The 23,583-nt window shown below is 49.5% G+C and carries 28 protein-coding genes and 1 riboswitch; of the genes, 27 read left to right on the top strand and 1 reads right to left on the bottom strand.

Going from position 1 to position 23,583, the window contains the following annotated elements; all coding sequences use genetic code 11:
* Positions 1–15 precede the first annotated feature (15 nt).
* The 8 genes from pknB to hslO all read left to right on the top strand — a co-directional run bounded on the left by pknB (position 16) and on the right by hslO (position 8,266).
* Positions 16–1,887, top strand: a complete 1,872-nt coding sequence (gene pknB / locus QTL79_RS08500; RefSeq protein ID WP_346354539.1) for a Stk1 family PASTA domain-containing Ser/Thr kinase — start codon at positions 16–18, stop codon at positions 1,885–1,887.
* A 40-nt stretch (positions 1,888–1,927) separates the two neighbouring features.
* A complete protein-coding gene (rsgA, locus tag QTL79_RS08495) occupies positions 1,928–2,803 on the top strand; it encodes a ribosome small subunit-dependent GTPase A (RefSeq protein WP_346354538.1) in 876 nt (291 codons plus the stop codon).
* Positions 2,804–2,806: 3 nt separating this feature from the next.
* Positions 2,807–3,460, top strand: coding sequence for a ribulose-phosphate 3-epimerase (gene rpe, locus QTL79_RS08490; RefSeq protein ID WP_346354537.1), 654 nt, complete (start codon positions 2,807–2,809; stop codon positions 3,458–3,460).
* Between the two features lie 44 nt (positions 3,461–3,504).
* Positions 3,505–3,635: riboswitch (FMN riboswitch) on the top strand.
* A gap of 146 nt (positions 3,636–3,781) precedes the next feature.
* Positions 3,782–4,915 (top strand): bifunctional diaminohydroxyphosphoribosylaminopyrimidine deaminase/5-amino-6-(5-phosphoribosylamino)uracil reductase RibD, encoded by a 1,134-nt coding sequence (gene ribD, locus QTL79_RS08485; protein WP_346354536.1) that lies wholly within the window; start codon positions 3,782–3,784, stop codon positions 4,913–4,915.
* The gene (locus QTL79_RS08480; RefSeq protein WP_346354535.1) at positions 4,884–5,543 is read left to right on the top strand and encodes a riboflavin synthase; all 660 of its coding nucleotides are present in this window, start codon (positions 4,884–4,886) and stop codon (positions 5,541–5,543) included. Before ribD ends, QTL79_RS08480 begins: the two co-directional genes overlap by 32 nt.
* 22 nt (positions 5,544–5,565) lie before the next feature.
* Positions 5,566–6,789, top strand: coding sequence for a bifunctional 3,4-dihydroxy-2-butanone-4-phosphate synthase/GTP cyclohydrolase II (locus QTL79_RS08475; RefSeq protein WP_346354534.1), 1,224 nt, complete (start codon positions 5,566–5,568; stop codon positions 6,787–6,789).
* On the top strand, positions 6,789–7,253 hold the full coding sequence (ribH, locus tag QTL79_RS08470; protein ID WP_346354533.1) for a 6,7-dimethyl-8-ribityllumazine synthase: 465 nt from the start codon (positions 6,789–6,791) through the stop codon (positions 7,251–7,253). Before QTL79_RS08475 ends, ribH begins: the two co-directional genes overlap by 1 nt.
* A 149-nt stretch (positions 7,254–7,402) precedes the next feature.
* Entirely contained in the window at positions 7,403–8,266 is an 864-nt protein-coding gene (hslO, locus tag QTL79_RS08465; protein WP_346354532.1) for an Hsp33 family molecular chaperone HslO, read from the top strand.
* A 66-nt stretch (positions 8,267–8,332) separates the two neighbouring features.
* Here the strand turns inward: hslO and rpmB are convergent, their stop codons facing one another.
* Positions 8,333–8,524, bottom strand: a complete 192-nt coding sequence (gene rpmB, locus QTL79_RS08460) for a 50S ribosomal protein L28 (RefSeq protein ID WP_346354531.1) — start codon at positions 8,522–8,524, stop codon at positions 8,333–8,335.
* A gap of 167 nt (positions 8,525–8,691) precedes the next feature.
* On the opposite strand from rpmB, the gene QTL79_RS08455 reads away from it, so the two are divergent.
* From QTL79_RS08455 to QTL79_RS08365, 19 genes are all read left to right on the top strand, one after another.
* Complete coding sequence (locus QTL79_RS08455; protein ID WP_346354530.1) at positions 8,692–8,880, top strand: DUF1858 domain-containing protein; 189 nt, start codon at positions 8,692–8,694, stop codon at positions 8,878–8,880.
* 37 nt (positions 8,881–8,917) lie between these two features.
* Entirely contained in the window at positions 8,918–10,975 is a 2,058-nt protein-coding gene (gene recG, locus QTL79_RS08450) for an ATP-dependent DNA helicase RecG (RefSeq protein WP_346354529.1), read from the top strand.
* 73 nt (positions 10,976–11,048) lie between these two features.
* Complete coding sequence (locus QTL79_RS08445) at positions 11,049–11,750, top strand: TVP38/TMEM64 family protein (RefSeq protein ID WP_346354528.1); 702 nt, start codon at positions 11,049–11,051, stop codon at positions 11,748–11,750.
* Between the two features lie 42 nt (positions 11,751–11,792).
* Positions 11,793–11,978 carry a 2-hydroxymuconate tautomerase gene (thmT, locus tag QTL79_RS08440; RefSeq protein ID WP_346354527.1) on the top strand — a complete coding sequence of 62 codons (186 nt, stop codon included), beginning with the start codon at positions 11,793–11,795 and terminating at the stop codon, positions 11,976–11,978.
* 64 nt (positions 11,979–12,042) lie between these two features.
* Entirely contained in the window at positions 12,043–12,495 is a 453-nt protein-coding gene (locus tag QTL79_RS08435) for a hypothetical protein (protein WP_346354526.1), read from the top strand.
* Between the two features lie 75 nt (positions 12,496–12,570).
* Complete coding sequence (locus QTL79_RS08430) at positions 12,571–13,074, top strand: YceD family protein (RefSeq protein ID WP_346354525.1); 504 nt, start codon at positions 12,571–12,573, stop codon at positions 13,072–13,074.
* Positions 13,075–13,128: 54 nt separating this feature from the next.
* Positions 13,129–13,305, top strand: coding sequence for a 50S ribosomal protein L32 (gene rpmF / locus QTL79_RS08425; protein WP_346354524.1), 177 nt, complete (start codon positions 13,129–13,131; stop codon positions 13,303–13,305).
* Positions 13,306–13,433: 128 nt separating this feature from the next.
* A complete protein-coding gene (gene fapR / locus QTL79_RS08420; RefSeq protein ID WP_346354523.1) occupies positions 13,434–14,006 on the top strand; it encodes a transcription factor FapR in 573 nt (190 codons plus the stop codon).
* On the top strand, positions 14,003–15,022 hold the full coding sequence (plsX, locus tag QTL79_RS08415) for a phosphate acyltransferase PlsX (RefSeq protein WP_346354522.1): 1,020 nt from the start codon (positions 14,003–14,005) through the stop codon (positions 15,020–15,022). Before fapR ends, plsX begins: the two co-directional genes overlap by 4 nt.
* Positions 15,015–16,025: a beta-ketoacyl-ACP synthase III gene (locus tag QTL79_RS08410; protein ID WP_346354521.1), complete on the top strand. Its 1,011-nt coding sequence runs from the start codon at positions 15,015–15,017 to the stop codon at positions 16,023–16,025. The genes plsX and QTL79_RS08410 overlap by 8 nt, the downstream gene beginning before the upstream one ends.
* A gap of 61 nt (positions 16,026–16,086) precedes the next feature.
* Positions 16,087–16,977 carry an enoyl-[acyl-carrier-protein] reductase FabK gene (gene fabK, locus QTL79_RS08405; RefSeq protein WP_428845470.1) on the top strand — a complete coding sequence of 297 codons (891 nt, stop codon included), beginning with the start codon at positions 16,087–16,089 and terminating at the stop codon, positions 16,975–16,977.
* Between the two features lie 14 nt (positions 16,978–16,991).
* Positions 16,992–17,939: an ACP S-malonyltransferase gene (gene fabD, locus QTL79_RS08400; RefSeq protein ID WP_346354519.1), complete on the top strand. Its 948-nt coding sequence runs from the start codon at positions 16,992–16,994 to the stop codon at positions 17,937–17,939.
* A gap of 1 nt (position 17,940) precedes the next feature.
* Positions 17,941–18,684 (top strand): 3-oxoacyl-[acyl-carrier-protein] reductase, encoded by a 744-nt coding sequence (gene fabG / locus QTL79_RS08395; RefSeq protein ID WP_346354518.1) that lies wholly within the window; start codon positions 17,941–17,943, stop codon positions 18,682–18,684.
* A 37-nt stretch (positions 18,685–18,721) separates the two neighbouring features.
* Positions 18,722–18,958, top strand: coding sequence for an acyl carrier protein (locus QTL79_RS08390; protein ID WP_346354517.1), 237 nt, complete (start codon positions 18,722–18,724; stop codon positions 18,956–18,958).
* Between the two features lie 91 nt (positions 18,959–19,049).
* A complete protein-coding gene (locus QTL79_RS08385) occupies positions 19,050–19,997 on the top strand; it encodes an NAD(P)H-dependent flavin oxidoreductase (protein WP_346354516.1) in 948 nt (315 codons plus the stop codon).
* A gap of 18 nt (positions 19,998–20,015) precedes the next feature.
* Entirely contained in the window at positions 20,016–21,257 is a 1,242-nt protein-coding gene (gene fabF / locus QTL79_RS08380) for a beta-ketoacyl-ACP synthase II (RefSeq protein ID WP_346354515.1), read from the top strand.
* 4 nt (positions 21,258–21,261) lie between these two features.
* Positions 21,262–21,987, top strand: a complete 726-nt coding sequence (rnc, locus tag QTL79_RS08375; protein ID WP_346354514.1) for a ribonuclease III — start codon at positions 21,262–21,264, stop codon at positions 21,985–21,987.
* 54 nt (positions 21,988–22,041) lie between these two features.
* Positions 22,042–23,103: an elongator complex protein 3 gene (locus QTL79_RS08370; protein WP_346354513.1), complete on the top strand. Its 1,062-nt coding sequence runs from the start codon at positions 22,042–22,044 to the stop codon at positions 23,101–23,103.
* A 93-nt stretch (positions 23,104–23,196) separates the two neighbouring features.
* On the top strand, positions 23,197–23,457 hold the full coding sequence (locus QTL79_RS08365; protein ID WP_346354512.1) for a stage V sporulation protein S: 261 nt from the start codon (positions 23,197–23,199) through the stop codon (positions 23,455–23,457).
* Positions 23,458–23,583 lie beyond the last annotated feature (126 nt).

Raw genomic sequence — 23,583 nt, 5'->3', positions numbered from 1 at the left:
AGGTGATTGACGCTTATGTTAAACAGTATATTAGCACAGCGATACCAAATATTAGAATTAATCGGCGGCGGCGGCATGGCGGATGTTTACAAGGCGCTCGATACATTGCTGGATCGGCAGGTGGCTGTGAAGGTCTTGCGTTCCCAATTCACGCATGATGATGAATTTGTCCGCAAATTTCGCCGTGAGGCGCAGGCGGCGGCAAAATTATCCCATCCGAATATCGTCAATATTTATGATGTAGGCTGCGAAGGAACCGTGCATTATATCGTGATGGAATATGTCGATGGCGACACGCTCAAAGATCATATTTTGCGCGGCATTATTCCGGTAGACACGGCGCTTGCAATCGCTTGCGAAATTGGTGAGGCGCTCGAACATGCGCACCATAACAATCTGGTTCACTGCGACATTAAACCGCATAACATCCTCATGACGCGCAAAGGACACGTGAAAGTCACCGATTTTGGTATTGCCAGGGCGGTCAGTTCGGCTACGATGAGCCATACCTCAACCATTATCGGTTCGGTGCATTATTTTTCACCGGAGCAGGCTAAGGGCGAAAAAATCGGCGCTAAGGCGGACATGTATTCTCTTGGCGTTGTAATGTATGAAATGCTGACCGGCACGCTGCCGTTTGCAGGCGAAACGCCGATCAGCATTGCGCTCAAACACTTGCAGGAAGCGCCGAAAGCGCCGCGTGAGATTGATCCGACGATTCCGCTCGTCTTAGAAGCGGTAATCTTGAAGGCGATGGCCAAGGATCCGGAACAGCGGTTTCGCAACATTCGCGAGATGATTCACGATTTGAAATCGTTGCAGGGATTTGTGCGCGATGACAGCACGAAGCGCTTGGAACGCGTGGAGTTTGCCACACAGATTATCGGCGTGCCGCAAGCGGATGAATTGACTGCCGAGCAGACTGTTGTCAGGCCGTCGGCGCGTCCGGAAAGAACGATGAGTAGACGTCGGCGTTGGAGCTTTATTGTTGCTCTATTGCTGCTGGCCGGTTTTGCCGGCGGTGCATTTCTCTCGTATGGGAAGTTTTGGAGCAGCCGTGAAGTGACGGTTCCTGACGTAGTCGGCAAGCAGGTGGACATTGCGCGCAATGTACTGCTGAATCAAAATTTGAGGATTACGCTTTCGGAAAGCTATGATGATAAAGTGCCGCTCGGTCATGTCATATCGCAATATCCGGAAGCGGGAGCGGTGGTTAAGGAGCAACGCGCGATCACTGTGGTGGTCAGCAAAGGCAGCGAAGTGACGACCGTGCCGGATCTAAAGGGGTTGAACCGCCGGGATGCGGAAGCGAAACTGAAAAGCGCCGGACTGACAATTGGCAGGGTTGATGAGGTCTATAACCCGGAATTGCCATTGGAATCGGTTATTTCGCAAAATCCCCGCCCGCCGGCGCAGGTGAATAAGAACACACCCATTGATTTGGTGATCAATCACAATTCAGGCGTGAAGAAAGTAGCTTTGCCTGACTGGCGTGGGTTGCCGCTTCCCGGCGTGACGGCGCAAGCGGAAAGTCTTAAACTTAAAATCGGCAAAGTGACGGAAGAGGCGAGCGAACGATATGCGCCGGGAACGGTTATTTCTCAAAATCCGTCTGGCGGGGCAGAGGTCATCGAAGATTCCAGCGTCGATCTGGTGGTCTCTAAGACCGGATCTTCCACTAAACGCGTCGGGGTACAAATCACGGTTCCTGACGGTCCCAGTCGCCAGACCGTTCAGATTGTTGTCAATGACGCCGCTGGAAAAAGGACGGTTTACGAGAATGTTCATAAACCGGGCGACCGGATAGAAAAGACCGTTGAAGGCAGCGCTTCTGGAAAAGTTCAGGTATTTGTCAATGGAGTGAGCGTCAAAGAACAGGCGTTTTAAGATGCGCTGAAACTTTGCCAGCCGAACAAGGAGGCACAATGTGAACCAGGGGATTATCATCAAGGCGTACAATAGTTTTTATTATGTACAGCAACCGGATGCGGTTGTTATGTGCACGTTGCGCGGCCGATTCAAAAAAGAACGCTTTTCGCTGCTGGTCGGTGACGAGGTGCAATTTAGCTTGCTATCCGACGGAAAGGGCGTAATCGAAACGATCCTGCCGAGACGCAGCTTATTGAAACGACCATTGGTGGCTAATGTAGAACAAGTTATCTTGACCTTTGCCGCAGCCAGTCCGGATATCAGCAGACTGTTGCTCGACCGGTTTCTCGTATTGGCCGAAAGTTCGCAACTCGATATTGTGTTGTGCATCAATAAGAGTGAGTTAGGCTGTGCAAAAGAAATTGGTGCCTTGACGGAATGTTATCGACAGATCGGTTACAAAGTGATCGAAGTATCGGCGAAGACCGGACAAGGCCTGGAAGAATTGAGAAAGACGTTGAGCGGGCGCGTTAGCGTTTTTTCCGGTCCGTCCGGCGTCGGAAAATCTTCTTTGCTCAATGCGCTGCAGCCGGGTTTGAATCTTATGACTGGCGAAGTCAGCGATAAAATCGGTCGCGGAAAGCATACCACGCGTCATGCCGAATTGATGCCGCTGCAGGGCGGCGGCTTTGTCGTTGATACTCCGGGCTTCAGTTTGGCCGAAATCACCGATATTGCCCCAGATGAACTGCGGCACTGGTTTCGTGAGTTCGTTGAAGAGACGGCAGACTGCCGCTTTAGTTCCTGTTTGCACCTGCATGAACCGGCTTGCGGCGTCAAAAATGCAGTCGCGGCTGGAAAAATTGACGCACTTCGCTATGAAAACTATGTTGCCATTTGCAACGAAAATAAAGTGACAAAAAAGGGGTTTTGATTGATGAATAGGATTAAGATAGCTCCCTCGATTCTTTCAGCCGATTTTGCCTGTTTGGCGCAAGAAATCAAACGGATTGAAGCGGCAGGCGCTGACATGGTTCATATTGATATCATGGATGGGCATTTCGTTCCGAATCTTACGTTCGGTCCTCCGGTTATCGCGGCGCTGCGCGCGCATACGAAACTGGAGTTTGACGTTCATCTGATGGTGACGAATCCTGAAGCGTATATTGAACCCTTTGCAAAAGCCGGTGCCGATTGGATTACTTTTCATGCCGAAACGGCTCCGCATATGCACCGACTCGTACAACAGATTAAAGAACTTGGCGTCAAAGCTGGTGTAGCTCTGAATCCGGGTACTTCGCTTACGGCGCTCGATGAGGTGTTGGCGGAATTGGATATGGTTCTCATTATGAGCGTAAATCCTGGTTTTGGCGGACAAAAGTTTATTGAGGCTTCTGTTGATAAAATTATCCGATTGAAAAAGCGCATCGAAAATTGTGGTTCAAAAGCTGAAATTCAGGTCGACGGGGGCGTTAATTCGCAGACGGCCGTATTGGTAAAAAAAGCGGGTGCGACGATTCTCGTCGCTGGTTCGGCAGTTTATCAGGCGCCGGATATTGCGCAAGCCATTGATGCGATTAGAGGGGCTTGATTATTTATCTTGTTGCTGATAATATATATGTAAACAATTAAATAATGAGCCTTTGGGACGAGGTGAGAAAGAATTTCTTTCAATTCCTTACCGGCGGTAAAGCCCGCGAGCCAAATTTGGCTGATCTGGTGTGATTCCAGAGCCGACAGTATAGTCTGGATGGGAAAAGGTTAGCAACGGGAGTCTTAGAAAACTAAGACTTTGTGTTTCTTTGTCTTTTAAGGCTGTTAGCGGCGATTTACGCCATTAACAGCCTTTTTGCTAAAGTACCTTCTTCCTACATCGATATCCATAGAATGAAAGAGGCAAGGAGAGGGTCCTATGCAACCAGAATTTATGCATTTGGCTTTACAACTGGCAAAACTTGCCGAAGGACGGACGACGCCGAATCCGCTGGTAGGAGCTGTGATTGTGAAGGAAGGGCGTGTCGTTGGTCAAGGCTGGCATCGCAAAGCCGGAACCGCTCACGCAGAAATTCATGCACTTCGACAGGCGGGCGATTTAGCGCGCGGCGCGGATATCTACGTTACGTTGGAACCTTGTTCACACCGAGGTCGGACGGGTCCCTGCGCGAAAGCGTTGGCGGAGGCGGGCGTTAAGCGCGTGTTTGTTGCGATGCTGGATCCGAATCCCTTAGTGGCTGGTAAAGGTCTAGCTTATTTACGCCAGGCGGGGATTGAGGTGGTGGAAGGTGTCCTTGCTGCAGAAGCGGCCAGGCAAAACATTGTTTTTTTAAAGTGGATTAGTACCGGGTTGCCCTTCGTCAGCTTAAAAACGGCCATGTCGCTTGACGGCAAGGTAGCTGCGAAAACAGGGCACTCGCAGTGGATTACAGGAAGCGCAGCTAGGGAGAGGGTACATCATCTGAGAGATTGCCATGATGCGATCTTGACGGGAATCGGGACCGTGTTAAAAGATGATCCTCAATTGACGACCCGCTTGCCGCAGGGCGGAAAAAATCCCCTGAGGGTCATTGTCGACAGCCATGCACAGACGCCATTGACGGCAAAGGTCGTATGCGATGATTTGGCGCAGACGATCATTGCGGTGACAGAGGCTGCGCCGCCGGAGCGCATTGAAGCATTGCGCCAGGCGGGTGTCGAGGTCTGGCTGATCAAGGCCGATACGGCTGGACGAATTGATCTGCGGGCTCTTTTACAGCAATTAGGTAAAGCGCAGATTAGCAGCTTGTTGCTTGAAGGTGGTTCGAGGCTGAATGCTTCTTTCTGGGCGGATAATCTCGTGGATCGCGTCTATTGGTTTATTGCGCCGAAGGTCATCGGTGGGGATGCTGCACCGGGGCCGATTGGCGGAGTGGGACTAGAGCGTGTTCCCGATATGGCGGAACTCGAAGAGGTTGAAATAGAAAAAATAGCGGACGATATTTTAATTAGCGGCGATGTGAGCCGACGGGAGGGACGCGATGTTTACCGGACTTGTGGAAGAATTAGGTAGTGTCCAATCTGTCGAATCTGGCGCGCAGTCGGCCCGAATTACCGTCAGGGCAAAGGTTGTCGTTGACGATGTTAAAATGGGCGACAGCATTGCAGTGAATGGTACATGTTTGACGGTCGTGGCGTTTGGGGCAGATTGGTTTACGGCTGATGTTATGCCGGAAACGATGCGGCGCACGGTACTCGGCACTTTGCAAAATGGTGAGAAGGTCAATTTAGAACGGACGCTTCGGGTCGGGGATCGTCTGGGCGGGCATATCGTGAGCGGTCATATCGATGGAGTCGGCAGCATCCGCCGCAAGGAGCGAAATGACAATGCGATTGTGATTTCGATTGCAGCGCCTGAAGAAGTCATGCGCTATGTGGTGGAAAAGGGCTCAATTACGATCGACGGAATTAGTTTGACGATTGTGGCGCTAGGGCCGGACTGGTTCAGCGTGTCACTGATTCCTCATACGGCGGCGTTGACGACGCTCGGATACAAAGGCGTCGGCGGGAAAGTCAACTTGGAAGGCGATATTATCGGAAAGTATGTGGAAAAGTTGCTTTCTCGGACGGATGAGCAGGCGACGAAGCCGAATAAAAGCGGTTTGAATTTGGAACTGTTGCAGAAAAATGGATTCCTGTAACGAGAAAGAGGAGGCTGGCGTCATGAAATTCAATGCGATTGAAGATGCGATCAAGGATATCCACGATGGGAAAATTGTTATCGTGGTTGATGATGAGGACCGGGAAAATGAAGGGGACCTACTGATGGCGGCTGACCGTGTGACGCCGGAGGCCATTAACTTTATGGCTACCTACGGACGCGGATTGATTTGCATGCCCGTCATTGGTTCGCGCCTCGATGAACTAGGTATTGGTGCGATGGTCTGCGATAATACCGATTTGCATTGCACGGCATTTACCGTTTCGATTGACGGCAAAAACACGACGACCGGTATTTCCGCACATGAAAGGGCGGAAACGATTTTATCCGTATTGGATCCTAAAACGAAAGCGGAAGACCTGCGCCGCCCGGGACATGTTTTCCCGCTTCGCTATTGTGACGGAGGCGTGTTGCGCCGTGCGGGCCATACGGAAGCGTCTGTCGATCTGGCGAAGTTGGCCGGTCGCTATCCGGCGGGCGTTATTTGCGAAATCATGAGCGAGGACGGGACGATGGCCCGTGTGCCAGAACTTCTTGAATTTGCGGCTAAACACGGTTTAAAGATGATTACGATTGCCGATTTGATTAAATATCGTAAAAAGCATGACCCGAATGATAAAATTGTTTTGCGCGGTGCAGAAGCCAAGATGCCGACTAAATACGGAGATTTTAGGATTATTGGCTATGAGAGCACGCTAGACCATAAATGCCATGTGGCGATGGTGCATGGCGATGTGGCGGGGCAGGAAGATGTCCTGGTCAGGGTGCATTCAGAATGTTTGACGGGTGACGTTCTCGGTTCGCTTCGCTGTGACTGCGGAGACCAATTGCAGGCTGCTCTGCAGCGTATTGGGAAGGAGGGATGCGGCGTTCTCTTGTATATGCGCCAGGAGGGGCGAGGCATCGGCCTGGCTAATAAAATAAGAGCGTATGCACTCCAGGATCAAGGGAAAGACACGGTAGAAGCGAATGAGTTGCTTGGTTTTGCGCCGGATCTGCGCGATTATGGCATCGGCGCACAAATCTTGACTGATCTCGGCTTATCCAGTATTCGTCTGCTGACGAATAATCCGCGCAAACGGGCAGGGTTGGAAGGGTATGGTCTCACCATTACGGAGCGGGTGCCGCTTGAAATCAAGGCGAACCGCTTTAATCAACGCTATCTGTCGGTTAAGAAAGCAAAATTGGGTCATATGTTAAAACAATACGAGGGGGAAAATAAGTAATGCGAGTATATGAAGGTAAATTAACCGCCCAAGGAATGAAAGTAGGCATTATCGTAGCGAGATTCAATGAATTTATTACCAGTAAGCTGCTGGGCGGCGCTATGGACGCGCTGCAACGCCATGGCGTCGAAGGCGATGATATTGAGGTCGCTTGGGTTCCCGGCGCTTTTGAAATCCCCATGGTAGCCCAGGCGATGGCGCGCAGCGGCAAATACCAGGCGGTCATTTGTTTGGGAACCGTAATTCGCGGCGGTACGAGTCATTATGACTATGTCTGCGCCGAAGTCTCGAAAGGCGTTGCGCATGTCGGCATGGAAACGGGCGTGCCGACGATATTTGGCGTACTGACAACCGAAAACATTGAACAGGCGATTGAGCGCGCCGGAACTAAAGCAGGCAATAAAGGATTCGAAGCCGCCGTGGCTGCGATTGAAATGGCGAATCTCTTAGAGAGCATCGGCTAACACTTCGAGTGAAAAACGAGAACGGTTGAAAAAAAATTACTATTATATATAATAGTAATGAAAGAATATGCTGGCAGAGTTTAAAAGATAGGGCGGCAATCAGCCGCCCTATTGTGTTGTGTGCAAACTTTGCAGAGGAGGAGATGAATATGCACGATCATATCGTGAAGGGCGTTGCTGCCGGCAGCGTGAGGATTTTTGCCGCGGTGACGACGCAGTTAGTGGAAGAGGGGCGACGGCGGCACGATTGTTATCCGGTTGCGGCAGCTGCATTAGGTAGAACGATGACGGGCGCGCTTTTGCTCGCGGCTGACTTAAAGACGCAGGAACGAATCACGATTCGGATTGCCGGGGACGGGCCGATTGGCGAAGTGATTGCCGACGCCGATGGCGCGGGTACCGTTCGCGGTTATGTGAAGCAGCCGCAAATCGATTTACCGCTGCGTGAAGGGAAACTGGACGTTGCTGCCGCAGTCGGCAACGGCAATATCCATGTTACACGATTTACCGGTATGAAGCAGCCGTTTACGGGCAATGCAAGCTTGGTAAGCGGAGAAATTGCCGAGGATATCACGCACTACCTGTATTCGTCCGAACAGACGCTATCGAGCGTCGCACTGGGCGTTCTTGTTAATCCGGATGCGACTGTTGCCGCAGCGGGCGGTTTTTTCATTCAAGTAATGCCTGGCGCTGAAGAGGGTGTGATCACGCAAGTTGAGAAAAACCTGGCTGCGCTGGCACCGATATCAAGCTTGGTGAAGACGGGGCTTGCGGCAAGCGATATCATCCAGCATGCATTTGCGGGGCTTGAGTATACGATTCAAGAGGAACAGCCGCTGGCTTTTCGCTGCACTTGCAGCCGGGATAAAGTCAGCAATATGCTGATTAGTCTGGGGCGGGAAGAACTCGAGGACATGGCCAATGAAGAAGAGGCGGAGATTATTTGCCATTTCTGTGCGGAAGCCTACGCGTTCAAACGTGAAGAACTGCAATGTCTCATAGACGAATTATAAAAAAGCATAGTAAAAAGGACTGGGAAGATTCCCAGTCCTTTATCTGTGTAACTTGAAGAGTTCAAGTTAGATAGCCCGTTGGATTTTACCAGAGCGCAGGCAGCGGGTACAAACGTTAATGCGTTTTACCTCACCGTCCAACAATGCTCTAACTCTTTGAATGTTGGGTTTCCAAGTACGTTTGGTTTTCAAGTTAGAGTGGCTGACGTTGTTGCCGCTAGCTTCACCTTTGCCGCAAGTTCCGCAAACAGTTGCCATCTATTCCACCTCCTTTAATTGAAGGACAAAATATCCTTTTTACGATAACAGTAGTATTTTAGCATAGAACGATGAAACTGTGCAAGGTCTTTGTTTGATTTTGCAGGATTTTTAAGCCTGGTTATGGAAAATAAACAGACAGATAGCAGAAAAGGGGGAGTAGCATCATGATTACCAAAGAGACGCCGATTGTTGAAGTGTTGCGCAGCCACCCCCGTGCCCGGGAAATTTTTGCTAAACACGGCATGGGCTGCATTGGGTGTATGGGATCGTTGACAGAGACCTTGGAAAATGGAGCTAAAATGCATGAAATCGATGTAAAGGCTCTATTGAAAGAATTGAATGAATTGAAGTGACGAGGCGCAGTTACAGCAAAGTGATGTAGGTGGTTTTTTGAACAGCGTATTAGATAAGGGAATACAGTATTTAAAAGGGGTTGGTCCGGCCAAGGCTGCGATGCTAAGCAAACTAGGCTTGTTTAGCGTACGCGATTTGCTGGAGCACTTTCCGAAACGATACGAGGATGGCAGCAAATGGACTTCGATTGCCGAATTGCAGGATGGCTTGCTGGCATCTTTTAAGTGCAGGGTAACGGGCGTTCAAGAACAAAAACCTCGCAGGGGGCTCAGTATCTTGAAGGTAGCGGTGTCAGACGGTACCGGCCAATGCTTTCTCGTTTGGTTCAACCAAGGATATCGTAAACAGGCTTATAAGGTGGGGCAAACAATCGTTGTTGCCGGCAAAGTGAAACGGCAACGTTTTCAGCCGGAAATAACAAATCCGGAAGTGGAAGACTTTGAAGCTGCCGAATGGGCGAGCGTGGGTAAAATTATGCCGGTATATGGCATGACAGAACCGCTAAATCAGCGTTTTTTTCGTACTCTTATCGAACAGGCGCTCGAATTATTTGCGATGCTGCAAATGCAAGAGGAAGCGTTGCCGCTTGCGATTAAAGAAAAATATGATTTAATGGACTGGCATACGGCGCTGCAGCAGGTGCATTTCCCCAGCAGTCAGACTGAATTGGCGGCGGCGCGCAAACGGTTGATCTTTGAAGAATTGTACTGGATGCAGTGTTGGGTGCTAGCGGCGCGTACGAAGTGCCGGAGTTTACCGGGAATCAAGCATGGGCCGCAAGGTGCGCTTGAACGGAGGGTATTAGAAGCCTTGCCTTTTGCCTTGACGCAGGATCAGAAACAGGTGTGGCAAGAGATCCGAGCGGATATGGAAGAACTGGCTGCCATGCAGCGTTTGCTGCAAGGGGACGTTGGCTCGGGGAAGACGGTGCTTGCGGCGCTCGCTTTGGCTAAAACCGTAGAAAACGGCTATCAGGGAGCGCTGATGGTACCAACAGAAATTCTTGCCGAACAACACTATCTGACGATGCAGGAACTATTAGGTCGTCATGGCGTCAAAGTGGCGCTGTTGACTGGACGATTGAAAGATAAGGAGAAGGCGGCGCTGCTTACGGCAATCCGACAGGGCGATATTCAAGTCACAATCGGTACGCATGCCTTAATTCAAGACGGCGTAGAATTTGAAAAGTTGGGACTTGCTATTACCGACGAGCAACATCGTTTCGGCGTCTTTCAGCGAGCGAAGTTGCAGGAGAAAGGACGCCTGCCGGATATGCTGGTCATGACGGCGACGCCGATTCCGCGAACAATGGCGCTTACGGTATATGGAGATCTTGAAGTGTCGGCGATTCGTGAGTTGCCTCCGGGGCGCAAACCGGTCAAAACCTATGTGAGAAATCGTCAAAGCCGTGAAAAGGTGTATTTGTTTATTCGCGATCAGGTGGCGAAAGGACGTCAGGCTTACGTCGTTTGCCCGTTAGTTGAAGAATCGGATAAGATTGAAGCGCAGGCCGCGGTTGAACTTCATGAAGAACTGTCTGGCGGTTATCTGCAGGGAATCGCTTGCGGTCTTGTTCATGGTCGGCTTAAATCGTCGGAGCGCGATGTGGTGATGGACGCTTTTTATGCTGGGGAAATAAAGGTTTTAGTTTCGACAACTGTCATTGAAGTCGGCGTGAATGTGCCGAATGCTGCGGTAATGGTCATTGAGTGCGCGGAGCGATTCGGTCTGGCTCAATTGCATCAGCTGCGAGGACGGATCGGCCGCGGCGCACATCAGTCCTATTGTGTCCTGCTTTCCGAAAAACCGAGTCCGGAGGGGCGGGCGCGGCTCGAAATTATGGCGTCTGTTGCTGATGGCTTTCTTTTGGCGGAAGAAGATTTGAAGTTGCGCGGTCCAGGACAATTCTTCGGTGCGCGTCAACATGGTCTGCCGGATCTTAAGATTGCTGACGTGTTCCGCGATGGAGAAATTTTGTTGGAGGCGCGTAGTGCGGCGAAATCTTCGCTTGAGAAAAAAACAAGCCGTGAACGAATTGAACGCGTTCTAGAGGCTCGCTTTGCTGGAGTGGGGGATCTGATTTTTAATGCATGAGAAATTGCGTTTTACGTAGCGATGCAGTATAGTGAAAACAGTTTATTTTTACCGCAACAATTAGGAGGAAACTATGAGTCGTTTCTGGGGCTGGTCGGCAGTGCTTGGCCTGTGCGCGATGGTGTATTGGTGGCAGCCGGAGTTTTTTGCAACCGCGTATCATTTTATTGAACGCGGTGATATTGCTGGTTTAGCAGCTTTTTTACGCAGTTTTGGCGGATGGTCGATCGGCATTACGTTGTTGCTGTTCATTGTCATGACCTTCACAATCGTTTTTCCGTTTATGATTTTATCCGGTGCGGCGGCCATAATGTACGGGATTCTTGGCGCTGTTTTGATTTCCTGGCTAGGAGAGGTGCTCGGTGCGCTAGTGATGTTTTTCTTTGCCCGTGTTTGTTTTCGCAAGCTGGTCGCAAAGTGGATCGGCGGCAGTCCATATTGGAAACAAGTAGATGACTACAGTGCGGCAAACGGCTTCAAAGCATTGTTAATTGCGCGGCTGTTGCCGCTTGCGCCGTCTGGAATTATCACGGCGGTGGCGGCCATTAGCCGCATTAGTTTTCGTGATTTTTTCTTGGCGACTTTGTTGGGGAAGTTTCCGCCGGTCGTATTTAAAGTGCTGATCGGCCATGATTTGGTGTATGCGAGTGAAAATATGACGCGTTTGATTAGCGTTGTTGCCGTGGTGATTTTAATTTATCTTTGGCTATGGTGGAGAAAACGAAAAAAACGTTTAGCGATCGAGGCAGGGAAGCGCGGATGCGACGGAGAATAATAGACAGGCAGTAGTAGGATGTTATAAATGGAGGGATTTTACATGCCAATCGTACAAATTGATATGGCCGAAGGCCGCACTCTGGAACAAAAACGCGAAATGGCCAAACGTTTGACCGAAGTGATCGTGGAAACGGCAAAATGTCCGGCCGATGCAATCACGATCATCATTCGAGAAGAATCCAAACAAAATATTGCCAAAGCTGGCATCTTAATGTCCGACAAATGATCGATTAAACGAACGGGCCATTCAACAGGGTGGTCCGTTTCCGATTTTAGGCGGGGGTGATAAGGTGAAAGCGATTCAGATAGCGGTTGAATTGGAAAAGCAAGTCATAGAACAGCTGATGCGGCTTGGGCAGGCGGCTTCGTTATATTGGTTGAGCGAGAAAGAAGAAGAAATAGTAAAGCTGCTGCAAACGCTAGCGGACAAAGATCCGGCAAAATGTATGTATCCGGAATTCAGTGCAGAGTGGGCGGAACATATGCCTCACGATGAGTGGGAAAGCGATTCGCTGCGGACGACCATGGATCTACTGAATCTTGTCTGGCTGTTGGAAAAAACAGTGCAGTTTTATCAACAAGCGGCGAAGAATAGTCCTTATCCGTCGCAGCAATTTTTCTTTTCTTCACTGTCCAAATGGAAACTTTTACTGCGTAAGCGAGTGGAAGGCGTAGCGAAGCATGCGCATAGTCAATTGTGGCAGGAACTCGGCTTTTCGCCTTTTGCCTGGGAAATCGGATAATTATCGTGATGTGCATTAGCTTTTCTTGACAAAGGTTAGCGGCATCGCTATAATAGATGAAGGTTGAGGTGGATAATGATGAAAATTCAAATTGCCGGTATCAAGGAACAACTTGGTGCCAGTTCGTCCTTTACATTTGCCTGTTCGCCTCTCCAATTGGATTTGGCGGAATCCGCACCGTGGATACAGGGTGATGTTCAGGTGGCGGGATTGGTGACCAATACTGGCAATGGTTTGCAGGTAAATGGAACGATTTCAATCCCGGCTGCATTTGCGTGTACTGCGTGTTTAGAAGCGGTTGCGTTGACTCTGGAGAGTGTTTTCTCGGAAATATTCCAAGAAGGCGTCGAACCGGAGGAAGCAGACGCGGACTGGTTGTTCTATCAAGGAGATGACATCGATATCAGCGAAATGATTCGCGAACATATTATCTTGTCAGAACCATTGAAGCCTATCTGCCGGGACGATTGTCGAGGACTTTGTTCTCGCTGCGGCATCAATTTGAACCATGGAACTTGCTCTTGTGAGCAAAAAACTGTGGATCCTCGACTTGCCGGATTGCAAAAGTTGTTAAAGTAAGGCTGTTGAAAAAGATAGCCATGGAACTGAACTCGATTAAGGAGGTGTAAATAAATGGCAGTACCAAAGCGTAAGATGTCCAAGTCGCGTCGTGACAAACGTCGTGCTAACTGGAAACTGACTGCTCCCGGTCTGGTGGCCTGCCCGCAGTGCCACGAGCTGAAAATGCCTCATCGTGTATGTCCTGAGTGTGGTCATTACAATGGGCAAAGCGTTGTTGCAGCAGAATAGCTATGGGATGTTCAATGAGCAAGGAAGACCAACCGGTCCGTCCTTGCTCATTGTTTTTTGCTTGCATTTCAAATAGCAACTGGTTATAATAGTTACTACTAAGAATATGACAGGCGTTGAGTGAAAAAATGGCACGTGTGCATAAAAAAGTTCGGCATGAAATGCTGCTGGAAAAACTGAAGAGCAATCCGTTTTTAACGGATGAAGAATTGGCAGGGCAATTAAAGGTCAGTGTGCAAACAATTCGCCTAGACCGTCTGGAACTTGGAATTCGCGAGTTGCGTGAACGGACGAAGCAAATGGCGGAATCTGCACGGCATACGCCAAAGACGATTGCCAGCGAAGATATTGTCGGGGAGCTCATTGATCTGGAGCTGGGCCGTCACGGCATTTCAGTAATGACCGTGACCGAAGCGATGGTCTTTGGCCGCACCCAGATTGCGCGCGGGCATCACGTCTTTTCCCAAGCGAATTCATTAGCATTGGCAGTGATTGATGCGCCGGGCGCGTTGACCGGCGTAGCGAATATAAAATATAAAGTGCCTATTCATGCGGGGGAACGTTTGATTGCCAAGGCGGAAGTGATACGCCGCCGCGGCAATAAACATTTTGTCTGGGTAAAGACCCGCAATGATAAGCAGGAAGTATTCCGGGCCAAGTTTATCATGGTGACCATGGAATACGGGGAGAATAAGATATGAAGATAGCCGTTGATGCCATGGGGGGCGATCATGCTCCACATGAAATTGTCCTGGGTGCAGCTCAGGCGGTGAAACAGTATGGCTGTGATGTTGTCCTGGTGGGCGATGAAGTTGTTTTGCAGCGAATCCTTGATAAAGAAGTGCCTAAGTGGCGTCAAAGTGGGATTACACTTCGACATGCCAGTGAAAATATTGAAATGCATGAACATCCTGGCGCTGCAGTGCGCAAAAAGAAAGATGCTTCGATCGTCGTTGCCACTCGATTGGTGCGCGAGGGTGAATGCGACGCCGTTATTTCGGCGGGAAGTACGGGTGCGGCTGTTGCTGCGGCACTGTTTGGCCTGGGGCGTATCCCGGGCATTGACCGTCCGACGATTGCCACGCCGATCCCTAATTTGACGGGGACGACGATTGTGCTCGACTCCGGTGCGAATGTGGATAGTAAACCTAGCCAACTCGTCCAGAGCGCAGTCATGGGAGCTATGTACGCACAATATGTGCTTGGTGTCGAAAATCCGCGTGTCGGACTCTTGAACATCGGCGAAGAGGAAACAAAAGGAAATGAGCAAGCACTAGCCACATATCCGCTTTTAAAACAATTGAAAATGGTTAATTTCATTGGCAACGTGGAAGGGCGTGACGTGCCGCGAGGTACGGTGGATGTTGTTGTTTGCGATGGCTTTGTTGGTAATGTGGTTCTTAAATTGGGCGAGGGGTTGGCTAAAGTCATCTTGAACTTGGTGAAAGAATCAATTAAAAATAGCAATATACTTGTTAAGCTGGCCTCACTTTTAGTTCTGCCGGCACTACGGCCGTTAAAGAAAAAACTTGATTATGCTGAATACGGCGGTGCGCCGTTATTAGGGGTAAATGGTGGTTTTATTATTTGTCACGGCAGTTCGAAGGCGAAGGCGATTCGCAATGCGATTCGTGTGGCAAAAGAATTTAACGAACAAAAAGTGGTAGAGCATATCAAAGAGAATATTGCCAAGGAAGGGGCAACAATGCATGAATGAAGTGAAGAAACGTTCGGTCGGAATCATTGGCATTGGTAGTCATGTGCCTGAAAAGGTATTGACAAATAAGGACTTAGAGGCGATAGTAGAAACGTCTGATGAGTGGATTGTAGATCGGACCGGCATCCGCGAAAGACGGATTGCCGATCAAGAAACGGCTACGTCTGACTTGGCGTATCAGGCTGCGCTCAAGGCGTTGGCGGATGCAAAAGTGTCTGCGGACGAAATCGACTTGGTCATTGTTGCAACGGCCACTCCGGATATGTTTTTCCCGTCTACGGCCTGTTTGGTGCAAAACCGCATTGGTGCGACAAAAGCAGCGGCATTCGATCTGGCTGCAGGCTGTTCCGGTTTTGCGTATGGACTCGTGGTTGGTACACAGTTCGTTCAAAATGGAACTTATAAAAAAGTATTGGTGATTGGCGCTGAGACGCTATCAAAGATTCTTGATTGGACCGATCGCAATACTTGCGTGCTCTTTGGCGACGGCGCCGGTGCGGTAGTACTGGGCGAAGTGGAAGAAGGGTATGGCATCTTAGGTGTGGAGTTAGGTGCGGATGGTTCGGGCGGCGATCTTTTGAAAATGCCGGCGGGCGGTTCCCGTATGCCAGCATCGGCGCAAACGGTAGCCGATCGACTTCATTATGTCCATATGAGCGGCAATGATGTATTTAAGTTTGCCGTGAAAGTGATGGGCGAAGCGGCGGCAAAAGCGCTTGAGCATGCTGGATTGTCCTCGGAAGATGTTGATTGTCTGATTCCGCATCAGGCAAACATCCGAATTATCCAATCGGCGGCTAAACGTTTGAAGATGCCGATGGATAAAGTGATGGTGAATGTCGATAAATATGGCAATACTTCTTCCGCATCGATACCGATAGCGTTGAATGAAGCGGTAAAAAGCGGTAAGGTTAAGAAGAATGATGTGGTAGTAGTAGTAGGTTTCGGTGCAGGCCTTACCTGGGCGTCTTGCGTGCTGAAATGGTGTGGGGAGGATTTGTAGATTGTTTAACAATAAAATTTGTCAATTGCTCAATATTCAATATCCCATTGTACAAGGTGGTATGGCATGGGTAGCGACCGCAGAACTCGCGGCGGCGGTATCCAACGCAGGTGGTCTTGGCGTAATTGGCGCCGGACATATGCCGCCGGATGCATTGCAGGCGGAAATTCGCAAGGTGAAAGCTTTGACTAATAAGGTTTATGGCGTCAACGTCATGTTGATGTCACCGTTTGTCAAAGAAGTTATGCAGGTTGTCATTGAAGAAAAAGTTCCTGTTGTTACAACTGGGGCTGGTAATCCTGGCGAGTATATTCCGGCATTGAAGGCTATCGGCAGCAAGGTGATCCCGGTTGTAGCATCGGTTGCACTGGCTAAACGGCTGGAACGTACAGGCGTTGATGCGCTGATTGCAGAAGGCATGGAAAGCGGCGGTCACGTCGGTGAAATCACGACGATGGCATTGGTGCCGCAAATCGTTGATGCGGTGAAGATTCCGGTCATCGCAGCAGGCGGCATTGCTGACTCTCGCGGCATTATTGCAGCATTTGCGCTTGGCGCGCAAGCGGTACAGATCGGTACTCGCTTTGTCGCGACCAAAGAATGCATTGCGCATGAAAATTATAAACAGGCAATTTTGAAAGCGAAAGACCGCTCCACTGTTGTCACTGGCGTATCGACAGGACATCCGGTGCGCGTCATTTCTAACAAGTTGACCAGAGAATATCTCGAGCGTGAAAAAAATGGCGCTACCCCGGAGGAACTCGAAGAAATGGGAGCCGGAAAATTGCGTGCTGCGGCGCGTGAAGGTGACGTTGAGCGCGGTTCGGTTATGATTGGTCAGATTGCCGGCATGATCGATTGTGTTTCATCAGTAGAAGAAGTAATTCAGGAAATGGTAAAGGGAATTCCTGCCGTGCTGTCTGCGATTGAACAGACATGCAAGGAGCAATAAGGGGGATAAGAGCCATGCAAAAAATAGCATTTGTCTTTCCGGGACAAGGATCCCAAGTAGTCGGTATGGGCAAAGATTTATATGAGGCTTTTCCGGTTGCCAGACGGGTATTTGAAGAAGCGGATGCGGCGCTTGGTTTTTCGATTACGGAGTTGTGTTTTCAAGGGCCAGAAGAAGAGCTGCGCAAAACGTATAATACGCAGCCGGCTATTCTCACGGTGAGCATGGCTTGCTATGCGGTCTTACGAGAAAAAGGGATTGTGCCGCAAATTGTGGCCGGACATAGTCTGGGCGAATATTCGGCGTTGGTGGCAGCTGGCGTACTCGAATTTGCTGATGCAGTAAGACTGGTGCGCAAACGCGGGCAGTTCATGCAAGAAGCTGTTCCGCTTGGTCAAGGCAGCATGGCTGCCATATTGGGGATGGATCGCGACAAAATAGTCAGCATCTGTCAACAAATCGAAGCGGAGGGGCATGGCGTAGTTCAGGCCGTCAACTTCAACTGCCCGGGTCAGGTCGTCATTGCCGGTGAAAAGGCAGCTGTAGAAAAGGCAGCAGAAAATCTAAAGGCGGCTGGGGCTAAACGTGCCGTTATGTTGCCGGTCAGTGCGCCGTTTCACAGCAGTTTGATGCAACCGGCAGCTGAGCGACTGTCGACGGAACTCGATGCGATTACAGTGTCCGATGCTGAAATTCCGGTTATTGCCAACATTCATGGTAAAATCGTGGAAAAAGGCGCAGAAATCAAAGCATCTTTGGTGAAACAGGCGGATAGCCCCGTGCTTTGGGAAGATTGCGTAGCTGGCATGACGTCCTTTGGCGCAAATCTCTTCATTGAAGTTGGTCCGGGTAAAGTCTTGTCCGGTTTTACAAAAAAAATCGACAAAGAAGTAGAAAATCTTAATGTTGAAGATCTCGCTTCGCTAGAAAAAACCCTTGATTATTTCAAGGAGGTTCGCTAAAATGCTTTTAGACGGAAAAGTGGCCCTTGTAACTGGCGGTTCGCGCGGCATCGGTAGGGCGGTTGCGCTTGAATTGGCTGGTGCCGGAGCTAAAGTTGTTATCAACTATGCAGGCAATGCGGCAGCGGCGCAAGAAGTTGTGAACGCGATTGAAAGTAACGGCGGAGCGGCAATTGCCGTGCAGGCTGATGTGGCAAATGGCGAAGCGGTAGAGGTTTTAGTAAAACAGGCAATGGATACTTTTGGTCGGATTGACATCCTAGTGAATAATGCGGGCATTACGCGCGATGGTTTGTTGATGCGAATGAAAGAAGACGACTGGGATGCGGTTATGGATACGAATTTAAAAGGCGTCTTCCACTGCACGAAGGCTGTTTCACGCATCATGATGAAGCAACGCTATGGCCGAATTATCAATATGACATCCGTCGTCGGGATCATGGGCAATGCCGGGCAGGCTAATTATGCGGCTGCCAAGGCTGGCGTCATTGGCTTCACGAAATCCATGGCAAAGGAACTGGCTTCGCGCAGTATCACCGTGAATGCGATTGCTCCTGGTTATATCGCTACCGACATGACGGCGGTCTTGTCTGAGCAGATCCGTACCGAAATGGCGGAGAAAATTCCTGCCGGACGCCTGGGGGCGCCGGAAGATATAGCTGCGGCGGCGCTCTTTCTTGCGTCGGACTCTGCTGCTTACATCACTGGTCAAACATTGAATGTCGATGGCGGCATGGTAATGTAATGAATAAGAAAAGAGCCTTTGGAAGGAGGTGAAACTTGTGACAACGTTCGAAAAAGTAAAACAAATCGCTGTAGAGCAACTTGGCGTTGAAGAAGCTGATGTAAACATGGATTCGACTTTCATCGATGATCTGGGTGCTGATTCTCTGGATATCGTTGAGCTGATCATGGCTTTTGAAGAAGAATTCGGCATTGAGATTCCTGATGAAATTGCCGAAAAAATCAAAGCTGTAAAAGATGCTGTTGAATACATCGAAAAAGAAAAGCAAGCCTAATCAATCGGTGCTATGAACAGAAGAAGTCCCGTGAACTTAGTTTCGCGGGACTTTCTTAAAGGCAAAGCAGTGTGAATGGAGGAATATGGCCTTGAATCTTCCGGAACTTAAAATAGGAAAACTGATTGCAAAAATTCCTGTTGTCCAGGGCGGCATGGCGATTCGTATATCGACGTCCCGACTGGCAGCGGCTGTCGCCGAGGAAGGCGGTATTGGCCTGATTGCCGCATCGGGCATGAGTTTTGATGAATTGCGGAAAGAAATACGTATGGCTCGTTCAATGACAAAAGGTATCATAGGTATTAATGCAATGGTTGCGGCCCGCGAATTTGCCGGCCTGGTTAAAACCGCCATTGAAGAAGGTATTGATCTTGTTGTAGCGGGAGCTGGATTCTCCCGGGATATGTTTGCATTGGGTAAAGAATCGGGTACGCCAATCGTTCCCATTGTCTCTTCAGTAAAACTGGCGCGCATTTCGCAAACCTTGGGTGCGTCGGCGGTTATTGTCGAGGGCAAGGAAGCAGGCGGCCATTTAGGCACGGACCAGTCGATGAAAATCCTGGTTCCGGATATAAAGAAAGCGGTGGACATACCGGTGATTGCAGCCGGTGGCGTCATGACCGGTCAAGATATAGTAGACGCTTTCAGCTTAGGTGCCGACGGTGTGCAGATGGGTACACGGTTTGCGGCGAGCGAGGAGTCTAATGCAGCGCCTGCGTTGAAAGAATTCTATCTGAAAGCTGGGCTTGAAGATGTGGTTCTGATACATAGTCCGGTAGGTTTGCCGGGACGTGCGCTGACAAACCCCTTTGCTGAGAAAATTCTGGATGGTACTGTTCCGCAGCCCGATTCCTGCGATGCGTGTTTGAAGCATTGCGAAAAGACGTTCTGCATTATCAAGGCGTTGATTCGCGCACAACAAGGTGATGTAGAATCGGGACTGGTCTTTACCGGTGAGTACATCCATAAAATAAAAGAAATTCTTTCCGTAAAGGAAATCTTCCAGCAATTGATGACAGAGGTTGCTGCGGTAAAATAAGTTCGTGAGGTGATCCCAGTGAATAAACGCGTTGTTGTAACCGGCTTAGGCGCGGTGACTCCGATTGGTATCGGTAAAGATGCATATTGGCAGGCCTTACTTGCCGGAAAATCGGGGATTGGTCCGATTACCCGCTTTGATGCTACTGATTTTAGCACTCAAATTGCCGGTGAAGTAAAAGATTTTGACCCATCATTGTATATTGATAAAAAAGAAGCAAAACGGATGGACCGTTTTACGCAATTTGCCGTGGCTGCCAGTAAGATGGCGCTTGAAGATTGCGGCATCGAGTTGGAGCAGGAAGATCGTACCCGAATCGGTACGATGATCGGCGCAGGCATTGGCGGTATGGATACTTTAAACGATCAGTTTCGGACTTTGTTTGAAAAAGGGCCGGGGCGTGTTAGTCCTTTCTTCGTACCGATGATGATTGGCAATATGGCAGCTGGGCAAACCTCGATTTCTTTCGGGCTGCAAGGGCCTTGTAGTTGCGTGGTCACAGCCTGCGCCAGCGGTACCAATGCAATTGGCGACGCGTTTAAGATTATTGAACGCGGTGATGCCGATGTTATGTTGGCAGGCGGTACGGAAGCGGCTATTTCGCCGATTGCGATGGCTGGTTTTTGTTCGATGAAAGCGATGTCCACTCGCAATGATGATCCCTTAAAAGCTTCCCGTCCGTTTGACAAAGACCGTGATGGTTTTGTCATGGGCGAAGGCGCCGGCATCCTTGTACTGGAATCCTTGGAGCATGCAATGGCGCGCGGCGCAAAAATATATGCTGAAATCAGCGGTTACGGCACGAATGCAGATGCGTATCACATTACGGCTGTTGCACCGGGCGGCGTTCAAGCGGCTCGCTGTATGGAACAGGCGATACGCGATGCGGGCATTGAACCAAGTGATGTTGACTACATCAATGCACATGGTACGTCGACTGGCCTGAATGACAAAAACGAAACGATGGCAATCAAAGCTTTGTTTGGCGAACACGCCGCTAAGTTGGCGGTCAGCTCAACCAAGTCGATGACCGGACACCTGCTGGGAGCAGCCGGCGGTATTGAAGCAATCGCTTCTATCCTAGCCATTACCGAGAGCATGGTTCCGCCGACCATTAACTATGAGACTCCGGATGAAGAGATGGATTTAGACTATGTGCCAAATACGGCCCGTCAAAGGGAAGTTAATGTCGCGATATCCAACTCGTTTGGATTCGGCGGCCATAATGCCACCGTCCTGTTCCGGAAGTATCAAGGCTAATAAGATGGCTGGAGTATGTCTGGTTAGGCAGCAACAATTGATTCAATGGGGACAAGACGCCGGTCTGCAGTTTGCAGACTGGCGGTTGTTGCATCAAGCGCTTACGCACAGTTCATATGCCAACGAGTGCCGTCAAGGACAGGGCGATCATAATGAACGACTGGAGTTCCTTGGCGATGCAGTTTTGGATTTGATTATCAGTGAACGTCTTTTTTCCATATTGAAGCAGTTGCCAGAGGGGGAGCTTACGAAGGCGCGCGCTTTCATTGTATGCGAAACGACGCTGGCTAAAGCGGCGGTCAAAATAAAACTAGGCTCTGTGCTGTATCTAGGACGTGGAGAAGAAGTCACTGGCGGCCGGCAACGCGCCTCCATTTTGGCAGATGCGTTTGAAGCCGTCATCGGTGCGTTGTATCTTGACGGCGGAATTGAAGCGGCGCGCAGTTTTGTCCTTTGCCATCTGGATTCTTTTTTGTGCCAGGTTAAGGATGGACGCTACGGCAAGGATTACAAGACCTTGTTGCAGGAAACCGTGCAGCGGCAAGGCGAAGTAAGCATTCATTATGAAATCGTTACGGCCTCGGGCCCGGATCATAATAAAAGTTTTGAAGCGGCGGTTCAAATAAACGGCAATCAATTGGGTTGCGGCAATGGAAAAAGCAAGAAAGAGGCGGAACAGCAGGCTGCGCGTCAAGCGCTAATGCAACTCGATGTCTTGCGGGCCGAATAGGAAGACAGGCGAAGAGCGCCTGTCTTTTACTATATAGAAAGGAGAACGGAGTACATGAGTCCATTTATCATTCCTCTCTTCATTCCACATCAGGGCTGTCCGCATACCTGCAGTTTTTGCAATCAGAGAACACTGACGGGAATAACGTGCCCGATGAGTGTGGCGGAAGGGGAACGGATTATCGATGAGCAGCTGAGCTGGAAACGAAAAACGGTCGAGCAAGCGGTAGAAATTGCTTTTTATGGCGGCAGTTTTACGGGACTTCCGGGTGAGCAGCAGGAAAAATTTCTCGCACTGGCGGCGCGCTATGTTACCACAGGAAAAGTGCAAGGAGTTCGATTATCGACAAGGCCGGATTATTTGAATGATGCTGTGATTGAGCGACTTAGGCGTTATGGCGTAAACACGGTCGAAATCGGAGTGCAAAGCTTGGATGCTACAGTGTTGCAATTAGCACAGCGCGGTCATGCTGCAGAGGCGGCGCAGGAAGCGAGACTGCGTTTGCGCGCGAGCTCTATTCGTTGCGGTTTTCAATTGTTGTTGGGCTTGCCGGGAGAAGATTGGAAAAGCTGGCTTAAGACGGTTCAGGAAACATGCCGAATCAGGCCGGATTTTATCCGTATCTATCCGACTATTGTTCTTGCAGGAACGGAACTCGAAAAGCTTTATAGTAAAGGAGAGTACCGCCCCTTGCTGCTGCATGAGGCCGTAGAGAGGGCTGCTTATGCGAAAGCAATCTTTCAGCGTGAGGGAATTCCTGTCATTCGCATCGGCTTACAAGACAGCAGTGAGTTGCGTCAAGTAGGACGAATCGTTGCTGGGCCGTTTCATGCGGCGTTTGGTGAAATGGTAGAAAGTCATTTGTTTCAGCAGGTGCTTAGTGATTTATGTGGTCAACATGAACGACAGTTTGGTTTGATTCGTTGTTTGGAGTTAGGTCACCATGCGAAAGATGTTTCGCAAATTAGAGGCAATAAAAATAATAATATCCAATGTTTGCAAAAGAGATATAATATTGGTAAAATAATTATGTACGAAACGAAAACCCCCAAAGGTCAGCTATTGGCGAAAATTGACGATTGGCGTTATGTAATAAATAAAAAAAATATTAAATAACTTTATATGTAAAAGAAGGAATTATCAGGAAGAAGGCAGAATACTTATGACAAGTACCACGCAGCCCTTAAACGATAAAAGGAGGTTTTCTAAGTGGATGTTCTCAAAGTATCTGCACAATCCAATCCGAAATCTGTAGCAGGGGCGTTAGCAGCGGTTTTACGGGAACAAGGAACTGCAGAGGTTCAAGCAGTCGGGGCCGGTGCAGTCAATCAGGCGATCAAAGCTGTGGCCATTGCACGAGGTTTTGTCGCACCGAATGGCATTGACTTGATTTCCATTCCGGCCTTTGCTGAAATTGCCATTGATGGCGAGGAACGCACTGCAATTCGTTTTATTGTTGAGCCGAGGTAGTCAAACGGAATTATGCATAAAGAAGAACCTGTTTGCGAGGCAGACAGGTTTTTTTACTTTAGTATAGTTGTCGAAAAAAAACACCCATGGTACAATTTGAATGGCTATCATGAAAGAACGGTGTGG

The organism is Azotosporobacter soli (assembly GCF_030542965.1).
Lineage (GTDB): Bacteria > Bacillota > Negativicutes > SG130 > SG130 > Azotosporobacter > Azotosporobacter soli.
The sequence above is the reverse complement of the archived record's forward strand: the minus strand, read 5'-3'. Positions and strand labels throughout refer to the sequence as shown.

Bases quoted from the DNA above. Each gene is read 5' to 3' on its own strand.
- rpmF (WP_346354524.1), top strand. From the start codon at position 13,129: ATGGCAGTACCAAAGCGTAAGATGTCCAAGTCGCGTCGTGACAAACGT.
- fabG (WP_346354518.1), top strand. From the start codon at position 17,941: ATGCTTTTAGACGGAAAAGTGGCCCTTGTAACTGGCGGTTCGCGCGGC.
- plsX (WP_346354522.1), top strand. From the start codon at position 14,003: ATGAAGATAGCCGTTGATGCCATGGGGGGCGATCATGCTCCACATGAA.
- rnc (WP_346354514.1), top strand. From the start codon at position 21,262: ATGGCTGGAGTATGTCTGGTTAGGCAGCAACAATTGATTCAATGGGGA.
- thmT (WP_346354527.1), top strand. From the start codon at position 11,793: ATGCCAATCGTACAAATTGATATGGCCGAAGGCCGCACTCTGGAACAA.
- fabD (WP_346354519.1), top strand. From the start codon at position 16,992: ATGCAAAAAATAGCATTTGTCTTTCCGGGACAAGGATCCCAAGTAGTC.
- rpmB (WP_346354531.1), bottom strand. From the start codon at position 8,524: ATGGCAACTGTTTGCGGAACTTGCGGCAAAGGTGAAGCTAGCGGCAAC.
- hslO (WP_346354532.1), top strand. From the start codon at position 7,403: ATGCACGATCATATCGTGAAGGGCGTTGCTGCCGGCAGCGTGAGGATT.
- QTL79_RS08475 (WP_346354534.1), top strand. From the start codon at position 5,566: ATGAAATTCAATGCGATTGAAGATGCGATCAAGGATATCCACGATGGG.
- ribH (WP_346354533.1), top strand. From the start codon at position 6,789: ATGCGAGTATATGAAGGTAAATTAACCGCCCAAGGAATGAAAGTAGGC.
- QTL79_RS08445 (WP_346354528.1), top strand. From the start codon at position 11,049: ATGAGTCGTTTCTGGGGCTGGTCGGCAGTGCTTGGCCTGTGCGCGATG.
- fapR (WP_346354523.1), top strand. From the start codon at position 13,434: ATGGCACGTGTGCATAAAAAAGTTCGGCATGAAATGCTGCTGGAAAAA.
- fabK (WP_428845470.1), top strand. From the start codon at position 16,087: ATGGCATGGGTAGCGACCGCAGAACTCGCGGCGGCGGTATCCAACGCA.
- QTL79_RS08455 (WP_346354530.1), top strand. From the start codon at position 8,692: ATGATTACCAAAGAGACGCCGATTGTTGAAGTGTTGCGCAGCCACCCC.
- QTL79_RS08370 (WP_346354513.1), top strand. From the start codon at position 22,042: ATGAGTCCATTTATCATTCCTCTCTTCATTCCACATCAGGGCTGTCCG.
- QTL79_RS08410 (WP_346354521.1), top strand. From the start codon at position 15,015: ATGAATGAAGTGAAGAAACGTTCGGTCGGAATCATTGGCATTGGTAGT.
- ribD (WP_346354536.1), top strand. From the start codon at position 3,782: ATGCAACCAGAATTTATGCATTTGGCTTTACAACTGGCAAAACTTGCC.
- pknB (WP_346354539.1), top strand. From the start codon at position 16: ATGTTAAACAGTATATTAGCACAGCGATACCAAATATTAGAATTAATC.
- rpe (WP_346354537.1), top strand. From the start codon at position 2,807: ATGAATAGGATTAAGATAGCTCCCTCGATTCTTTCAGCCGATTTTGCC.
- QTL79_RS08480 (WP_346354535.1), top strand. From the start codon at position 4,884: ATGTTTACCGGACTTGTGGAAGAATTAGGTAGTGTCCAATCTGTCGAA.
- QTL79_RS08430 (WP_346354525.1), top strand. From the start codon at position 12,571: ATGATGAAAATTCAAATTGCCGGTATCAAGGAACAACTTGGTGCCAGT.